Annotated in this window: 13 protein-coding genes; 4 read left to right on the top strand and 9 right to left on the bottom strand. The window is 66.2% G+C overall.

Features of this window, described 5'->3' with window-relative positions; all coding sequences use genetic code 11:
* Nucleotides 1-4: 4 nt before the first annotated feature.
* From GWQ44_RS10605 to GWQ44_RS10595, 3 genes are all read right to left on the bottom strand, one after another.
* Complete coding sequence (locus tag GWQ44_RS10605; RefSeq protein ID WP_179601000.1) at nt 5-1,408, bottom strand: amino acid permease; 1,404 nt, start codon at nt 1,406-1,408, stop codon at nt 5-7.
* A 158-nt stretch (nt 1,409-1,566) separates the two neighbouring features.
* Nucleotides 1,567-2,628 (bottom strand): ornithine cyclodeaminase, encoded by a 1,062-nt coding sequence (locus tag GWQ44_RS10600; RefSeq protein WP_275927266.1) that lies wholly within the window; start codon nt 2,626-2,628, stop codon nt 1,567-1,569.
* A gap of 58 nt (nt 2,629-2,686) precedes the next feature.
* Nucleotides 2,687-3,715: a histone deacetylase family protein gene (locus GWQ44_RS10595; protein ID WP_275927265.1), complete on the bottom strand. Its 1,029-nt coding sequence runs from the start codon at nt 3,713-3,715 to the stop codon at nt 2,687-2,689.
* A 124-nt stretch (nt 3,716-3,839) separates the two neighbouring features.
* Between GWQ44_RS10595 and GWQ44_RS10590 the strand changes: the two genes are divergently transcribed.
* Nucleotides 3,840-4,337, top strand: coding sequence for an Lrp/AsnC family transcriptional regulator (locus tag GWQ44_RS10590; protein ID WP_275927264.1), 498 nt, complete (start codon nt 3,840-3,842; stop codon nt 4,335-4,337).
* Nucleotides 4,338-4,381: 44 nt separating this feature from the next.
* On the opposite strand, the gene GWQ44_RS10585 is transcribed toward GWQ44_RS10590, so the two are convergent.
* Nucleotides 4,382-5,335, bottom strand: coding sequence for an SDR family oxidoreductase (locus GWQ44_RS10585; protein WP_275927263.1), 954 nt, complete (start codon nt 5,333-5,335; stop codon nt 4,382-4,384).
* Between the two features lie 92 nt (nt 5,336-5,427).
* Here GWQ44_RS10585 and GWQ44_RS10580 point away from each other — a divergent pair, with 92 nt between their 5' ends.
* The 3 genes from GWQ44_RS10580 to GWQ44_RS10570 all read left to right on the top strand — a co-directional run bounded on the left by GWQ44_RS10580 (nt 5,428) and on the right by GWQ44_RS10570 (nt 7,504).
* Nucleotides 5,428-6,333 carry a LysR family transcriptional regulator gene (locus GWQ44_RS10580; RefSeq protein WP_016965091.1) on the top strand — a complete coding sequence of 302 codons (906 nt, stop codon included), beginning with the start codon at nt 5,428-5,430 and terminating at the stop codon, nt 6,331-6,333.
* An 87-nt stretch (nt 6,334-6,420) separates the two neighbouring features.
* Nucleotides 6,421-6,969 carry a dihydrofolate reductase family protein gene (locus GWQ44_RS10575; protein ID WP_275927262.1) on the top strand — a complete coding sequence of 183 codons (549 nt, stop codon included), beginning with the start codon at nt 6,421-6,423 and terminating at the stop codon, nt 6,967-6,969.
* A complete protein-coding gene (locus tag GWQ44_RS10570) occupies nt 6,962-7,504 on the top strand; it encodes a TetR/AcrR family transcriptional regulator (RefSeq protein WP_275927261.1) in 543 nt (180 codons plus the stop codon). The genes GWQ44_RS10575 and GWQ44_RS10570 overlap by 8 nt, the downstream gene beginning before the upstream one ends.
* Nucleotides 7,505-7,660: 156 nt before the next feature.
* Here GWQ44_RS10570 and GWQ44_RS10565 read toward each other — a convergent pair whose 3' ends face one another.
* The 5 genes from GWQ44_RS10565 to GWQ44_RS10545 form a co-directional block, all read right to left on the bottom strand.
* A complete protein-coding gene (locus GWQ44_RS10565) occupies nt 7,661-8,107 on the bottom strand; it encodes a hypothetical protein (RefSeq protein ID WP_146777173.1) in 447 nt (148 codons plus the stop codon).
* Between the two features lie 361 nt (nt 8,108-8,468).
* A complete protein-coding gene (locus GWQ44_RS10560; protein WP_275927260.1) occupies nt 8,469-11,546 on the bottom strand; it encodes an efflux RND transporter permease subunit in 3,078 nt (1,025 codons plus the stop codon).
* Nucleotides 11,547-11,555: 9 nt separating this feature from the next.
* Complete coding sequence (locus GWQ44_RS10555; RefSeq protein WP_275927468.1) at nt 11,556-12,668, bottom strand: efflux RND transporter periplasmic adaptor subunit; 1,113 nt, start codon at nt 12,666-12,668, stop codon at nt 11,556-11,558.
* Between the two features lie 96 nt (nt 12,669-12,764).
* Entirely contained in the window at nt 12,765-14,513 is a 1,749-nt protein-coding gene (locus GWQ44_RS10550) for an efflux transporter outer membrane subunit (protein WP_275927259.1), read from the bottom strand.
* 237 nt (nt 14,514-14,750) lie between these two features.
* Nucleotides 14,751-15,200: a PTS sugar transporter subunit IIA gene (locus GWQ44_RS10545; RefSeq protein WP_016968583.1), complete on the bottom strand. Its 450-nt coding sequence runs from the start codon at nt 15,198-15,200 to the stop codon at nt 14,751-14,753.
* Between the last annotated feature and the right edge of the window lie 250 nt (nt 15,201-15,450).

Below are 15,450 nucleotides of genomic sequence, written 5' to 3'. Positions count from 1 at the left end.
GAGGTTATGAGCGCGCCGCTACCCACCGGCGCTTGCCGCGCCAGCCCAGCTGGTAGGCAATGCCCAGCCAGATAAACCACGCCGGCATCACGCACAGCGCCAGGCGGGTGTCCGGGCGCAGGGCCAGCAGGCACAGCACGAACAGCAGGAAGGCCAGGGCGAACCAGGCCATGGGGACGCCACCAGGCATTTTGTAGAGCGAGCGGGCGTGCAGTTGCGGGTGCTTTTTGCGGTAGGCGATGTAGGAGGCGAGGATGGTCGACCAGGTGAAGATCACCAGGATCGCCGACACCGTGGACACGATGGTGAAGGCGGTCATCACCTCGGGAACGATGTACAGCAGCAGGACCCCCAGCAGCATCAGCAGGGTGGTGAAGCTCAGGCTGATGACCGGCACGCTGTGGCTCGACAGGCGCTTGAACAGGCCAGGGGCATTGCCCTGGTCGGCCAGGCCGAAGAGCATGCGGCTGGCGGAAAACACCCCGCTGTTGGCCGAGGACGCGGCGGACGTCAGCACCACGAAGTTGACGATGCCCGCCGCCGCCGGGAAGCCGGCAATCAGGAACAGCTCGACGAACGGGCTCTTGCTCGGCGACACCTGCTGCCAGGAAGTCACGGCAATGATGCAGGCCAGGGCCAGCACGTAGAACAGGATGATTCGCAGCGGAATGGCGTTGATCGCCTTGGGCAGGGTGCTGTGCGGGTCACGGGTTTCCGCGGCGGCGGTGCCGATCAGTTCGGTGCCGGCGAAGGAGAAGATCGCCATCTGGAAGCCGGCGAAGAAGCCCAGCAGGCCATTGGGAAAGGCCGCTTGCCGGTCCAGCAGGTGGCCCAGCGAGGCGGTCACGCCGGAGGGCGAGACGAACGCGCTGGCAATCAGCACCAGGCTCACGCCGATCAGGGTGAGCACGGCAATGATCTTGATGATGGCGAACCAGAACTCCACTTCGCCGAACAGCCTCACTGTGAGCACGTTGAGGGCGAACAGGGTCAGCATCATGCCGATTGCCGGCATCCAGGCCGGCACCCCGGGGAACCAGTACTGGAAGAAGCCGCCGACCACCACCGCGTCGCCGACCACCGCCACGCTCCAGCTCAACCAGTAGGACCAGCCGAGAAAGAACGCCGCGCGCGGCCCCAGGTAGGCGCCGGCAAAGTCGGCGAAGCTCTTGAATTGCAGGTTCGACAGCAGCAGCTCGCCCATGGCGCGCATCACCAGGTACACGAACAGGCCGATGATCATGTAGATCAGGATGATCGAAGTGCCGGACATGGCGATGATCTTGCCCGAGCCCATGAACAGCCCGGTGCCGATGGCGCCACCCATGGCCATGAGCTGGATATGACGGTTATGCAGGGTGCGTTGCAGTGCAGGGCGCGCAGCGGCCCCGAGGGTATCTGGAGTCATCACAAAACCTCTTGATTTTATAGTTGTCGAGTTTTGGCAGTGAAAGGTGCTGGGGACTGCGCCCTGTGGTTGTAGGTCGGGCGGCGCAGCCGGTTCGGTTCAGGGCGCTGAACAGGGGCACGCGCGGTTGCCCTGTCCAGCGCTCGTCGGGCCGGGCCTCAGCCGCTGGCCAGCCGGCGCAGGGCGCTGGCGGCGGCTTCGGAGGCCGGGCCGATCAGTTGGAACAGGTCCTTGATGTTGGCCGGGGTCGGCACCAGGTGGATCTGCTCGCCGATCCCGTGCTCGCGCGCCAGGTCGTGCAGGTAGCGCAGCGACGAGAAGTCCTCCAGGGCGAAGCCCACCGAGTCGAACACTGTGACCTGGGCGGCGTGCTCGCGGCCCGGTTCCAGGCCCTGGGCAATGCGAAAGTATTCGGTGACCGCAAAGTCCGCCGGCAGTTGCTGGATGTCGCCCTCGATGCGGGTCTGCGGCTCGAATTCGACGATCACCCGGGCGTTGCGCAGGATCTGCGGGTGCAGCTCGGTCTTGCCCGGGCAGTCGCCGCCCACGGCGTTGAGGTGCATGCCGGGCTCGATCAGCTCGGGGGTGAGGATGGTGGCGTAGGCCTTGTCCGCGGTCACCGTGGTGACGATATCGGCGCCCTTGACCGCCTCGGCCACGGAACCTGCGATCCGTACCTTGAGGCCGGGCCAGGCCTCAAGGTTGTGCTGCAGCTTGCGCGAGGCGGCCGGGTCGAGGTCGAAGATCCGCAGCTCGTCGATGCCGAGCATGTCGTGGAAGGCGATGGCCTGGAACTCGCTCTGGGCGCCGTTGCCGATCAGCGCCATGACCTTGCTGTCCGCACGGGCCAGGGACTGCGCCACCAGCGCCGAGGTGGCGGCGGTGCGCACCGCGGTGGTCAGGGTCAGTTCGCTGAGCAGCACCGGGTAGCCGCTGTCGACGTCGGCCAGCACGCCGAAGGCCATCACCGTCAGCAACTGCCTGGCGGGGTTGCCGGGGTGGCCGTTGACGTACTTGAAGGCGTATTGCTGGCCGTCGTCGGCGGGCATCAGTTCGATGACCCCGGTGGGCGAATGGTTGGCCGTGCGCGGGGACTTTTCGAACGCCTGCCAGCGTCGGTAGTCGGCCTGGATATAGCCGGCCATTTCACGGATCGCCCGGGCGATGCCCAGGCGCGAGTACAGGGCGGCGGCCTGCTCCACATCGATAAACAAGGTCATGTTGATTTTCCTCTCGGTCGGAACGTTGAACATTGCTGGAGAGCGCGTCGGTCGCGCGTTAGCGATTGCCATGGCCGTGCAGCACATTGACCGCGTTGATGCCGATCTCATCGACCATGTAGCCGCCTTCCATCACGAACAGCGTGGGCACGCCCACCGTGGCGATGAGCTGGCCCATGCCGAGGAAGTCCTGGCTTTCGAGGAGGAAGTGGCTGATGGGATCGTCCTTGAAGGTGTCCACCCCGAGGGACACCACCAGCAGCTCCGGCGCGAACGTCCGCAGTTGCTGGCAGGCCTGCACCAGGGCCTCGCGGTAGCGCTCCCAGGTGGTGCCCCGGGGCAGGGGCAGGTTCAGGTTGCAGCCTTCGCCGGCGCCGCTGCCGCGCTCCGAGGCGAACCCGGAAAAGTAGGGGTAGGACACCGCCGGGTCGCCGTGCAGCGAGACGAACAGCACGTCGCCGCGGTCGTAGAAGATGTTCTGGGTGCCGTTGCCGTGGTGAAAGTCCACGTCCAGCACCGCCACCCGCTTGGCGCCCCGGGTGACGGCCTGTTGCGCGGCAATCGCGGCGTTGTTCAGGTAGCAGTAGCCGCCCATGTATTCCCGCGCGGCGTGATGGCCCGGCGGGCGGCACAGGGCAAAGGCGCTGTCCTGGCCTTCGTCGATCAGCGCCAGGCCGGTGAGGGCGATATCGGCGCTGGTGCGCGCCGCGTCCCAGGTACTGGCGGTGATCGGCGAGCCGGCGTCCATGGCGAAGAAGCCCAGCTGGCCGTCGATGAACTCCGGCACCTGCTGGTTGGCCAGGTCGCGCACCGGCCACACCAGGGGCAGGGCGTCGTGACGGCGGCCGGTGGCAGTCCACTGGTTCCAGGCGTTTTCCAGAAAGGCCACGTAGCGTTCGCTGTGGGCGGCGACGTAGCAGGCGCGGTCGAAGGCGCGAGGCCCGATGATCTCGCCAAGCCCCACGTGCCTGACCCGGTCACGCACCGTGTCGGCGCGGCTGGGTTGCTCGAACGAGGGCTTGAGCACCCCGTCCTTCAATTCGGTGCCGTGGTGCAGGCGGTGGGATTCGCTGAAGACGGTAAGCATGCTGAAGGCATCCATTGTTATTGTCCGGTGCAAATAGTTTGTTCCGGCATGGCGGCGATTTCTTTGCTTTGTCTTCGGATGAATCTAGAATTTTGGGTAATATTTTTCCTTTGAGTGGCTGATTGTGAAAAAAACGACTAATCGCGTCGCCCTCGACGACACTGACCTGGCGATCCTCGCCCTCTTGCAGCAGGACGCGAGCATCTCCAATGCCGAGCTCAGCGAGCGCCTGTCCCTGAGCCTTACCCCCTGCTGGCGCCGGCGCAAGCGCATGGAAGAAGAGGGGGTGATCAAGGACTATCAGGCCAACCTCGACCGGCGCCTGCTGGGCCTGGACATCATGGCGTTTGTCCATGTGCGGTTCGCCACCCACTCCGACCAGACCCCGGACGATTTCGAGACGGTGATCATGCGTCTGCCCGAGGTCCAGGCCTGCCACAAGATCACCGGCGACGCCGACTACCTGCTGCAAGTGCTGGCCCAGGACCTGGACAGCTACAGCGACTTTGTCGAGCACGTGCTCAGGCGCCAGCCGGGCATTGCCTCGATCCAGTCGAGCCTGGCGCTGCGAGAGGTCAAGGCCACCAGCCGCCTGGCGATCCCGGCGCCGGCGGCGCGCTGAGCAGGGGGGCCGCCAGCGCGGAGCCGATGGGGTTTGGCCCGCGTTCAGGGCCGCTGCGAGATACGCGCCTGGGCCAATGTGCGGCGTACTCCCTCGGCATAGGCGGTCTTGTGCAACGGGCCTATCAGGCGTTGCAGGGCCGAATCGTCGAGGATCAGCGGCGAGCTGATCAGGTAATGCATCTCCACCATCTCCCGCAGCAACGGGTCGAACAGCCCCAGCAGGCGCAGCAGGGGTTTGCCGATCACCCGCTGCTTGAAGGGCACGGCGCCGTGCTGGCGGATCAGCTCCAGCAGTTGGCGCTGGCTGGTGACCCCGGCGCCGCCCAGGTGCCAGGTCTGGCCGAAGGCGCCGGGCTGTTCGATCAAGCGGCAGACCACCGGGCCGACGTCGGGAACGAAGACGAATTCGTGAGGCCGATCAAGGGGGCCCACCAGGTTCGCCGTGCCGCCCTGGAGCGCTGCCTGGAACGCGCCGTGCAGCAGGCTCTTGTCGACCCCCGGGCCGTAGAAGTCCGGCAGGCGCAGCACCGTGGCCTGGATCTTTCCCGCGGCATGGGCCTGCCACAGCACCTGTTCTTGGGCCAGGCGCATGCGCCCCTTGTAGCTGTTGGGCCGGCGCGGGTGATCTTCGCGCACCGGGTTGCCCTGGGCCGGGCCGTAGGGGTAGACGGTGCCGATCAGCAGGATCTTGCGCACTCCGGCGGCGATCGCCCCGTCCAGGGTCTTGCGCATCAGGTGCGGGTGCAGTTCGAACTGCCAGTAGTTGACCCCCACCAGATAGATCAGGGTGTCGATGCCGGCGGCCGCGGCCTCGATGCTGGCGCTCTGGTCGGGGTTCCAGGTCACGCATTCGGCCAGCGGGTCGGCGCCGAAGACCTGTTGCAGGCTGGCCGCATCGCGGCCCACCACCCGATAGGCCTGCCCCTGGCTGCGCAGGCTGCTGGCGATACTTTGACCGATGGCGCCGACGGCACCCCACAAGGCGATGTTTGGCATGACGAGGTTCCTTTTGCTTGACGAGTGCTTGCAGGGTGCAAAATCCTCGGCTAAATGAAAATTGCCTGTTCTTCGATGGTCTCTATAAAAAAATGCATACCCAGACTGACATCAGCCCTCATTGGGATTGGTACCGCAGCTTTCTCGCGGTGCTGGAAACCGGTTCGCTTTCCGCCGCCGGCCGCGCCATGGGCCTGACCCAGCCCACGGTCGGCCGGCACATCGACCAGCTTGAAGCGGCCCTGGGCCTGAAGCTGTTCATCCGCTCCTTCGACGGTTACGCCGCCACCGAAGCGGCGCTGGAACTCAAGCCTTACCTGTTGCAGGTGGCGGCGGGGGAGGCGGCCTTGCGCCGGGTGGCCAGCAGCCACGGACCCGGCGTGCAGGGCTGTGTACGGATCTCGGCCAGCGAAGTCATCGGGGTCGAGGTCTTGCCGCCGATACTCGCCCGCTTGCGCCAGCAGCATCCCCAACTGGTGATCGAACTGGTGCTGTCCAACCGTGCCGACGACTTGCTGCAGCGCGAGGCGGACATCGCGGTGCGGATGTTTCGCCCGACCCAGGAAGCGTTGCTGGCGCGCCGTGTCGGCGATATCGAACTGGGTCTGCATGCCCATCGCGATTATCTGGCGCGTGAGGGCACGCCGCAGACGCAGGAGCAACTGGAGGGCCATGCACTGATCGGCTTCGACCGGGAAAGCGCCTTTATCCGCCGCATGCAACAGCAGTACCCGCTGCTCTCTCGCGGTCGTTTTGCCCTGCGCAGCGACAGCGACCTGGCGCAACTGGCGGCGCTGCGCGCCGGGTTCGGCATTGGCGCCTGCCAGGTCCGGCTGGCCAGCGCCGACCCACGGCTGGTGCGGGTCCTGGCCGCGGAGTTCGCGCCGCGCCTGGAAACCTGGGTGGCCATGCACGAAGACCTGCGCGACAGCCCCCGTTGCGCGGTGACCTTTGCCGCGCTGGCGCAGGGGTTGGCGGCCTACGCCGAGGGCGCTTGACGGCCGGGAACTTGAGAAGCGCTGTCAGGCGGCCCCGGCAGCGGTTTATCATACGCCGTATGTTTAAGCCCTCAGGAGGCAATGCCCATGGCATTCGGCAAGGTATTCATCGCCACTTCGGTGGACGGTTTCATCGCTCGCGACGATGGCGCCATCGACTGGCTGCCCAGCGGCGCATCCGGCGAGGACTATGGCTACGCAGCGTTCATGGACAGGGTGGACGGGATCGTCATGGGCCGCGCCACCTACGACAGCGTGCTGGGTTTCACGCCCTGGCCGTTCGCCAAGCCGGTGGTGGTGCTCAGCCGCACCCTGGGCCAGCAGGACGTGCCGCAGCGCCTGGAAGGCCGGGTGCGCATCAGCGCCGCGCCGCCTGTGGAACTGGTTGCGCAGTTGCAGGCCGAGGGCTGGAAGAGCGCCTACATTGACGGCGGCACGCTGATCCAGGCCTTTCTCCAGGCCGGCCTGATCGATGAAATGACCCTGACCCGGGTGCCGGTGCTGATCGGCACTGGCCGGCCATTGTTCGGCGCCCTGGCGCAGGACCTGCGCCTGAGCTGCATCGATTCCCGGCGCTATCCCGACGGACTGGTCAGCACTCGCTACCGGGTCGAACAAGAGGCCGCCCATGCCTGAGCGCCGCAAGCGCAGCGGCCGCCCCGTGGCGGGTCGCGAGCTGAGCCTGGAGCAGGTTCTCGACGTCGGCCTGGAGTTGCTGGAGGAACTGGGTCCCCAGGGTTTTGGTGGCCGGGCCCTGGCGCGGCAATTGGGGATCACGCCGATGTCGGTGGCCTACCACGTTGGCGACCAGCACAACCTGATGCGCCTGCTGGTGGAGCGGGTGCACGCCGAGCCCTTGCCTGAGCCGGCCGCGTCGTTGCCGCCGGCTCAACGGATCCAGGCGCTGTTGGGCGGGTACATGGCGCGGGTCCGTCGCCACCCGGCGCTGACCTTGTGCATCCTCGGCGATCCGCGGTTGTTCGCCGGTTCCCTGGCGGCCTTCAGCCAGCGCCTACGCGAGGAAGTGCGCGCCTTCGACGCCGACCCGGTGCTGTTCGACCTGCTGGTGGACTACAGCCACGGCCACGCCCTGGCGCTGGCCCTGGCCGGGGAGGCCGGGGCGAGGCTGGACGGAGTATTCGAGGCGGGGCTGCGGCGCTTGCTGCGCTGAACGGCGTTTATCGGGCCGTGTCGGGCATCGCGGCCAAGCGCTGCGTCGACCATTGCCTGGCTGCGGTTGCCTTCTGCTGCGGTCGAGTATCGTCGGGCGAGTCAGCCGCCGCTGTAGCGCCATTCTGCCCCTGGGCATGAAGTGCTCATGCATCGATTAAAGTGGCCCAGGTGCTGGAGCGTACAAAAGTCCTTTTATTCTTGAGTCCAACTCATCCGTGTGGGCCGTTTGCGATTTGGCCGCTGTCGCTGTAACAGGCGCCAGGAACTTCGGCGGCTGATTGGCCATGTCAGAACCTGAAGTGCGAGAAGATTCTTTTGATGAAGCGCTGTCCGCCGGGTTCGAATAGCCCGAATATTCTTTTATACAGTTGTCTTTCTCAATGCCTTCGGGGGCATATTGGCAGGCCTGCCGGGCATTGCGCTTGAAGCATGCGGCGCGTTCCGTCTGCAGCAGGCGGTTCTGGCAGGTGCTCACTGAAAGCAGGACCTGAGCAAGTTTGCCCCAGCCAGTGCCGCCAGAGAATGAGTCGGCGTTGAGGTGGCTGGAGATCAACAGAAAACCGACGAAGACCATCTTCCGATGCAAGTTTGAATTGAACATCCAAGTTGTCCGTTGTGCCAATTTTCGAGTTGTTTAACATGGTTTTTTACGGGCTACAATCGTCAGCGAAAGTGAACTTTTTATTTTATTCATTTAACGCAAGTGCAATATCCGGATGTTATGGAGGCTGTTGTTAGTGTCCGCTAAAAGTGTATTGACTATGGATGGCAAGGCCGTGAAAGGAAGTTTTTGCGTTATCAAGAGTTGAAGCTTTTCACTGTCCAAGCGCCATGGGGTGTCGATCCGCTGACTGCACAACTTATGTTGCCGCGTCATCGGGACAAAGCCCGGCCGTTGGCGCCGGGCTTTGTCTCGGATGTTGCAACAGCTGGGTGGAACGAATGCACTGATCCGGGCCGCCTCAGGCCCGGTGTGCGACGTCCTCGCCGGCCATCGGGCCTGGTGCCGTGCTGGTGGCCGCAGCGTGGGTGGCGCCGATGAACAGGTACATGGCCGGCACCATGAACAGGGTCAGCAGGGTGCCGATGGACAGCCCGGCGAAGATCACCAGGCCCATGTCGTGGCGGCCCGCCGCCCCGGCGCCGGAGGCCCAGACCAGCGGCACCACCCCCAGGACCATGGCCGCGGTGGTCATCAGGATCGGCCGCAGGCGCACCGCCGCCGCCTCTTCGATGGCCTCGCGCTTGCTGTAGCCGGCCAGTTGCAGCTGGTTGGCGAACTGCACGATGAGGATCCCGTGCTTGGTGATCAGCCCCAGCAGGGTCACCAGGCCGACCTGGGTGTACACGTTGATCGAGGCAAAGCCCATGGTGATGAAGGCCAGGGCGCCGAACAGCGCCGGCGGCACCGAGAACAGGATCACCACCGGGTCGCGGTAGCTCTCGAACTGGAACGCCAGGGCCAGGTAGACGATCAGGATCGAGAACAGCAGCAGGCCGACGAAGCCTCCGGACTCCTGGATGAACTGCCGCGATTCGCCGGCGTAGTCGGTGGAATAGCCCGACGGCGCCACCTGCTCCAGGATGCCCCTTAGCTTGGCCAGCAGTTCGCCCTGGGACAGGCCACTGACCCCGGACAGGGTGGCCGAGTTGAGTTGCTGGAAGTGGTTGATCGACTCCGGTTCCGTGGATGTCTCGATATGCGCCACGGTGCTGGCCGGGATCATGCTCCCCGACGGGGTGCGGATGTAGTAGTCGAGGATCTGCTGCGGGTTCAGGCGGTCCACCTGCAGCACCTGGGGGATCACCCGGTAGGAGCGCCCGGCGGTGGAGAAGTAGTTCACGTAGTTGCCCCCCAGGGCCGCCGACAGCGCCGCGCCGACGTCGGCCTGGGTCATGCCCAGGGCGGCGATCTTTTCCCGGTCCACCACCAGTTTGGCCTGGGGCTTGTCGAGCTTGAGGTCGAGGTCGGAGAACCAGAACAGCTGCTGCTTGGTGGCTTCGGCGAGCACCGCCTGGGCCACTTCGTTGAGGTTCGCCACCGACTCGGTGGTGGTGATCACGAACTGCACCGGCAGGCCCTGGGCCCCCGGCAGTGAGGGCAGGGGGAAGGCGGCGATGGCGGCGCCGGGCACCTGGTTCCATTTCTGCTGCAGGTCGAGGATCAACTGCGCCTGGGTGCGGCTGCGGTCTTCCCAGGACTTGAGCAGCACCCCGCCCAGCCCCTGGTTCAGCGACGGCAGTCCGGTGAGCTGGAACATCTGCAGGTATTCGGGCTCCTTGTTGGCGATCTGGAACGCCTGGTCGGCAATCCGTTCCATCTGCTGCGGCGAAGCGGTGGGCGCGCCCTTGATCTGCATGAACACCAGGCCCTGGTCCTCGGTGGGCGACAGCTCGCTCTTGGCGGTCATGCCGCTGGCGGCCACCAGCAGGAACAGCAGGAAGCCGAAGGTCACCAGCACCGGCCAGATATTCAGCCCGGCGGCCAGCACCCGGTGGTAGCGCCCCCGCAACCAGTCGAAGTAGCGGTCCAGGCGCTGGGCGAACCGGCCTTCTTCCTGGCCGTTCTTGAACAATCGCGAGGTCATCATCGGCGACAGGGTCAGGGCGATCACCGCCGACACCGTCACCGCCCCGGCCAGGGAGAAACAGAACTCCTTGAACAGCGCGCCGGTCAGGCCGCTGCGCAGGCCGATGGGCACGTAGGCGGCAATCAGCACCACGGTCATGGCGACAATCGGTCCGCCCAGCTCCCGGGCCGCCAGCAGCGCGGCCTCCAGCGCGCCCTTGCCTTCCTCCTTGATGTGCCGGTCGACGTTCTCCACCACGATGATCGCGTCGTCGACCACCAGGCCGATGGCCAGCACCAGGGCCAGCAGGGTCAGCAGGTTGATGGAGTAGCCCAGCAGGTACATGACGAAAAAGGTGCCCACCAGCGACAGCGGGATCGCCACCAGGGGCACGATCACCGCGCGGAACGAGCCGAGGAACAGGTAGATCACCACCGAGACGATGACCATGGCTTCCACCAGGGTCTTCACCACCTCATAGATCGAGGTGTTGATGAAGGCCGTGGAGTCGTAGACGATCTCGCCGCGCACCCCGGCGGGCAATTGCGATTGCAGGTCGGGGAAGGCCTTGCGCACGTTCTCGGCGACATTGAGGATGTTGGCGGTCGGCGCCGCCTTGATGCCGATGAACACCGAACGCTTGCCGGAGAAGGCCACGCTGCTGTCGTAGCTTTCCGCGCCCAGGGTGACGTTGCCCAGGTCTTCCAGGTACACCAGGGCGTCGCCGTTGTGCTTGACCACCAGGCGCTTGAACTCGTCCACCGTGTGCAGGTCGGTGCCGGCGGTGAGGTCCACGGTGATCATCTGGCCCTTGGTCGAGCCCACGGCGGACAGGTAGTTGTTGTTGGCCAGGGCGCTGGCCACGTCCTGGGCGGTGACGTTGTGGGCCGCCAGCTTGTCGGGATCGAGCCAGGCGCGCAGGGCGAACTGGCGGCCGCCGAGGATCTCCGCGGTCTGTACGCCTTCCAGGGAGTCGAGCTTGGGCTTGACCACCCGCACCAGGTAATCGGTGATGTTGTTGGTGGCCAGGGTGTCGCTGTAGAACCCCAGGTACATGGCGTCGGTGGTCTGGCCCACCGCCACCGTCAGCACTGGTTCCTGGGCCTGGGCCGGCAGTTGGTTCTTCACCGAGTTGACCTGGGTGTTGATCTCGGTCAGCGCCTTGCTCGAGTCATAGTTCAGGCGCAGGGTCGCGGTGATGGTGGACAGCCCGGTGATGCTGCTGGAGGACAGGTAGTCGATGCCCTGGGCCTGGGCGATGGCCGCTTCCAGGGGTTGGGTGATGAAGCCGGCCACTGTCGCCGCATCCGCGCCGTAGTAGTAGGTGCTGATGGTCACCACGGTGTTTTCCGTGCGCGGCCACTGGTTGACCGGCAACTCGAAGATCGAGCGCAGGCCGAGGATCAGGATGAACAGCGAAACCACCACGGCCCAGACCGGGCGCTTGATGAAGGTGTCGGTGAAATTCATGGCCGGGCCCTAGTGTTCTTGTGGCGTCGGGGAGGGATCGTTCAAGGGCGCGTCGCGGTCGACGATCTTCACCGGCGATCCGTTCTTGAGCTTCATCTGGCCGCTGGTGATCACCAGGTCGCCTTCCTTGACGCCGGACAGCACGGCCACCTGGTCGCCCCGGGTCGGGCCGGTTTCGATAAAGGTCTGCTGCGCGCTGAACAGCGCCTCGCCTTGCTCGTTGTTCTTCTGGGTGGCGACGAACACCGTGGTGCCGTAAGGGTTGTAGGTGACCGAGGTCTGCGGCAGGGTCAGGTAGCGCTGAGTGCCGCCAGAGGCGACCACGGCCCGGGCGAACATGCCCGGCACCAGGCTGTGCTGGGGATTGTCGACGGTGGCCTCGACCGTGACGTTGCGGGTATTGGCATCGAACTGGGTGTCGATGGAACTGACCCGACCGCTGAAGCGCTGCTTGGGCAGGCCGTCGGCGCTGACCGTGACGCTCTGGCCGAGGGCGATCTGCTGCACCTGGGTCTGGGGTACGTTGAAGTCGATGTAGATGGGGTCGAAGGTCTGCAGGTTGGCGATCTTGTCGCCGGGATTGAGGTACTGCCCGAGGTTGATCCCGGTGATCCCGATGCGCCCGGCGAAGGGCGCGCGGATGCTCTTTTTCGCCACCAGCGCCCGCTGCTGCTCGGCGGCCGCGAGCTTGGCCTTGAGGTCCGCCTCGTCGGCTTCGACCTGGGCCTGGGACACCGCGCTCACCGCCAACTGGGCCCTGTCGCGCTTGAGTACGGTGCCGGCCAGATTGGCCGTGGCCTCCAGCGCGCGCAGCTGGGCGATGTCGGCATCGGCGTTCAATTGCACCAGCAGGTCGCCCGCCGCCACCTGCTGGCCGGGCTTGAAGCCGATGCTGCGAATGATGCCGCCGACCTCGGTGGTGACGTCCACCCCGCGCACGGTCTTGATCGAACCGACGGCCGAGAGGCTCGGTTGCCAGTCTTCGTATTGCGCCTTGAGCGCGGTGACCACGGCGGGAGGCAGCGGCACCTTGGCCTGGGCGATCAGCTTGGAAATCTGCGCGAACTTGACCCCGCCGATCACCGCGACAATCAGCAGCACCACGCCCAGCATGATCAGCATGGGCCACAGCAGGCGGCGCTTGCGCGGCGTCTGCGGGGCCGCGGCGGGGTGCGCGGTGGAGGGGCTGGAATTGACGTCGGCCATGGCGGATCTCACTTAAGGCAAGGGTGCAGGTCGGGTGGGGGCAGCCGGCGCGGGCGCCGAGCTGTGGACGGCGGCCGCAGCGGGCCCGACGTGAGCCTGGTCGCGGTCATGCGCAGCGGGCGGCGGATACATCTCCTTGAGCGACGGCCAGCCGAAACGATCGGGGCTGCCGAGGCTGGCGGGGTCGACATCGCGACGCTGCCACCAGCCGCCCCCCAGCGCCTGGAACAGCGCGGTGGTGTCGCTGTAGCGAGCGGCCTGGGCCCGGACCCGGCTGACAATGGCGTTCTGGTAGGTCTGCTGGGCGGTGAGCAGGTTCAGGTAACCCACGGCGCCCAGGCGGTACTGGGCCTGGGCCAGATCCAGGCTCTGGCGCGCGGCGCGCTCGGCGGCCACTTGCTGCTCGAGGGCCGCGGCGTCGGCCTCCAGGGCACGCAGGGCGTTGGCCACATCCTCGAAGGCGGCGATCACTGTGCTGCGATAGCGCGCGGCGGCTTCATCGTAGGCGGCCACCGCGGCGCGCTTGCGATGCTCCAGGGCCCCGGCGTCGAAGATCGGCTGGGCGATCGAGCCGGCCAGGCTCCAGACCCCGGTGCCCGAGGAAAACAGCCGGGTGCCGGCCAGCGCCGTGGAGCCCAGGGAAGCGCTGATGCTGAACTGCGGCAACTGATTGGCGATGGCCACGCCGATACTGGCGCTGGCCTGATGCAACTGGGCCTCGGCGGAACGCACGTCGGGGCGCTGCTCGACCAGGGCCGAGGGCAGGCTCAGGGGCAGCTCCTGGGGCAGGTGCAGGGACGCCAGCTGGAACTGCTCGCCGCGGTCCTGGCTGGGCAGGCGCCCGAGGTAGGCCTGCAACTGGTTGCGGGTTTGCGCCAATTGCTTCTGCAACGGCGGCAGGGTGGCGCGGGTCTGGGCCAGTGTCGCTTCCTGGGTCAGCAGGTCGCTGTCGCCGATGGCCCCGAGCCGGCGTTGCGCCCGCAGCAGGTCGAGCTGATCGCTCTGCAGGGCGATCACGCTTTCGGTGGCGGCGATCTGGTCGCGCACCGAGGCCAGGCTGATGACGGTGTTCACCAGATTGGCGCTCAGGGTCAGGTATGCCGCTTCGAGCTGGTAGCGCTGGTAGTCGACCTGCGCGCCGCTGGCCTCGATCTGCCGACGGTTGCCACCAAACACGTCCGGCGCGTAGGACACGCTCAGCGACGCCGAGTTGAGGGTAAAGATCTGCCCGGAGGAGCCACCGGCCGCCGCCGCGCCGCTCGTGCCCAGGGCGCTGGCGGCGGAGGCTTTTTCCCGGGTTTTCGACGCCGAGGCGCTGAGGGACGGAAACAGCGAAGCCTGCTCGGCGTACAGCTGCTCATGGGCCTGACGCAGGGCGGCCTGGGCGGCGTCCAGGTCCGGGTTGGCCCGCAGCGCTTCCTCCACCAGGTCATTGAGCTCCCGGGAGCGGAACAGCGTCCACCATTGCCCGGGGATGTCCATGCCGGCCACCCAACGCTGCGCCGCGCCAGCGTTGGCGATCTGCGCCGAGGCGGTGCTGGCGGGCAGGGGTGTGGCGCTGTAGCCGGCGTCTGCGGCGAGTTCGGGGCGAGTGAAGTCCGGCCCGACCGCGCAGCCGGCCAGCCATGCGCAGCAGAACAGGCTCAAGGGCGGCAGGGCAAAGGCGAACAGGGAAGGGGATCGGGCAGGTTCTCGACCGGAGCGGCCGTTGCCCGGTCGCCGGCCACCGGGGGATGCGGGCGGCAGCTGTCGCTCTTTCATAATCACTCGAATGGCTCGAACGGTGAGTGGTTTCAACGGCCATCTGGGTGCCGGGCCAAGCGCAGGATAGGCACCCCGTCCAGCAGCAAGCTGCCAGAGGTGCCATGAACGTTAATGGATGAGTGGACTAACCGCCAATAGAGGAAATCTTGCGCGGCGCGACAGTCGGTGGCTTGGGGCTATCTCTGACGATGCCCTGTGTCCGTCACCCGCCGCGCCCGCTCGGCGACGCTGACACTACCAGTGATCGAACAACTGCTTGACCTGAACCCCATCCTTGCAGCGCAGCAAGGCCTGGCGAAAGCGCGGGTTGGAAAACAGCCGGGCGGTGTCCGCCAGCAAGTCCAGGTGCTGCTGATCGGCGGGGGCGGGCACCAGCAGCACGAGAATATCGCTCACCGGCTGCTGGTCGGGAGCGGCAAAGGCGATGGCGCTCTGCGGCCGCAGGTACAGCGCGTGGATGCCGTCCAGTTCGGCGAGCCGGGCATGGGGCAGCGCCACGCCGTCGCCGATCGCGGTACTGGCGGCCAGCTCCCGGCGCCACAGACTGGCGGTGACCGCATCGCCCGGCAACTGTCGCGTTTCCTGAAGATGACGGCCCACCTGCTCGAACAGCCGCTGTTTGTTCGAGACGTTGACGGCCAGGAGAATGTCTTCGACCTGCAGATAGCGGGCAAGCTTGCTCATGGGGCTCTCCGGGAGTTTCAGGCTTGGCGTGAGCGTTATTGAAGCGCATTTGCCGGGCACAACGGGGCGCGTGCGCGCATTCTTTACGAACTCTTTAGGTGGGGGCCGGGCCTTGAAGTCGCCGCGTTTGAGCCGACGGCCGGGGCATCGTCCCGTCATCTGCAGCCCGTTCCTGCATGCTTCAGCAAGAACGCGCCGGGCCGCCGTCGCCGGGTTCGGCACCGTCTTGCCCCTGTGCCCGCTGCCGAAC

This window comes from Pseudomonas sp. 3MA1 (assembly GCF_029237275.1).
In the GTDB taxonomy this organism is placed as follows: Bacteria; Pseudomonadota; Gammaproteobacteria; order Pseudomonadales; family Pseudomonadaceae; genus Aquipseudomonas; species Aquipseudomonas fluorescens_AP.
The sequence above is the reverse complement of the archived record's forward strand: the minus strand, read 5'-3'. Positions and strand labels throughout refer to the sequence as shown.

Excerpts from the sequence above, each read along its gene's own strand:
- GWQ44_RS10605 (WP_179601000.1), bottom strand. The coding sequence starts at position 1,408 with ATGACTCCAGATACCCTCGGGGCCGCTGCGCGCCCTGCACTGCAACGC.
- GWQ44_RS10600 (WP_275927266.1), bottom strand. The coding sequence starts at position 2,628 with ATGACCTTGTTTATCGATGTGGAGCAGGCCGCCGCCCTGTACTCGCGC.
- GWQ44_RS10595 (WP_275927265.1), bottom strand. The coding sequence starts at position 3,715 with ATGCTTACCGTCTTCAGCGAATCCCACCGCCTGCACCACGGCACCGAA.
- GWQ44_RS10585 (WP_275927263.1), bottom strand. The coding sequence starts at position 5,335 with ATGCCAAACATCGCCTTGTGGGGTGCCGTCGGCGCCATCGGTCAAAGT.
- GWQ44_RS10580 (WP_016965091.1), top strand. The coding sequence starts at position 5,428 with ATGCATACCCAGACTGACATCAGCCCTCATTGGGATTGGTACCGCAGC.
- GWQ44_RS10575 (WP_275927262.1), top strand. The coding sequence starts at position 6,421 with ATGGCATTCGGCAAGGTATTCATCGCCACTTCGGTGGACGGTTTCATC.
- GWQ44_RS10570 (WP_275927261.1), top strand. The coding sequence starts at position 6,962 with ATGCCTGAGCGCCGCAAGCGCAGCGGCCGCCCCGTGGCGGGTCGCGAG.
- GWQ44_RS10565 (WP_146777173.1), bottom strand. The coding sequence starts at position 8,107 with ATGTTCAATTCAAACTTGCATCGGAAGATGGTCTTCGTCGGTTTTCTG.
- GWQ44_RS10560 (WP_275927260.1), bottom strand. The coding sequence starts at position 11,546 with ATGAATTTCACCGACACCTTCATCAAGCGCCCGGTCTGGGCCGTGGTG.
- GWQ44_RS10555 (WP_275927468.1), bottom strand. The coding sequence starts at position 12,668 with ATGCTGATCATGCTGGGCGTGGTGCTGCTGATTGTCGCGGTGATCGGC.
- GWQ44_RS10550 (WP_275927259.1), bottom strand. The coding sequence starts at position 14,513 with ATGAAAGAGCGACAGCTGCCGCCCGCATCCCCCGGTGGCCGGCGACCG.
- GWQ44_RS10545 (WP_016968583.1), bottom strand. The coding sequence starts at position 15,200 with ATGAGCAAGCTTGCCCGCTATCTGCAGGTCGAAGACATTCTCCTGGCC.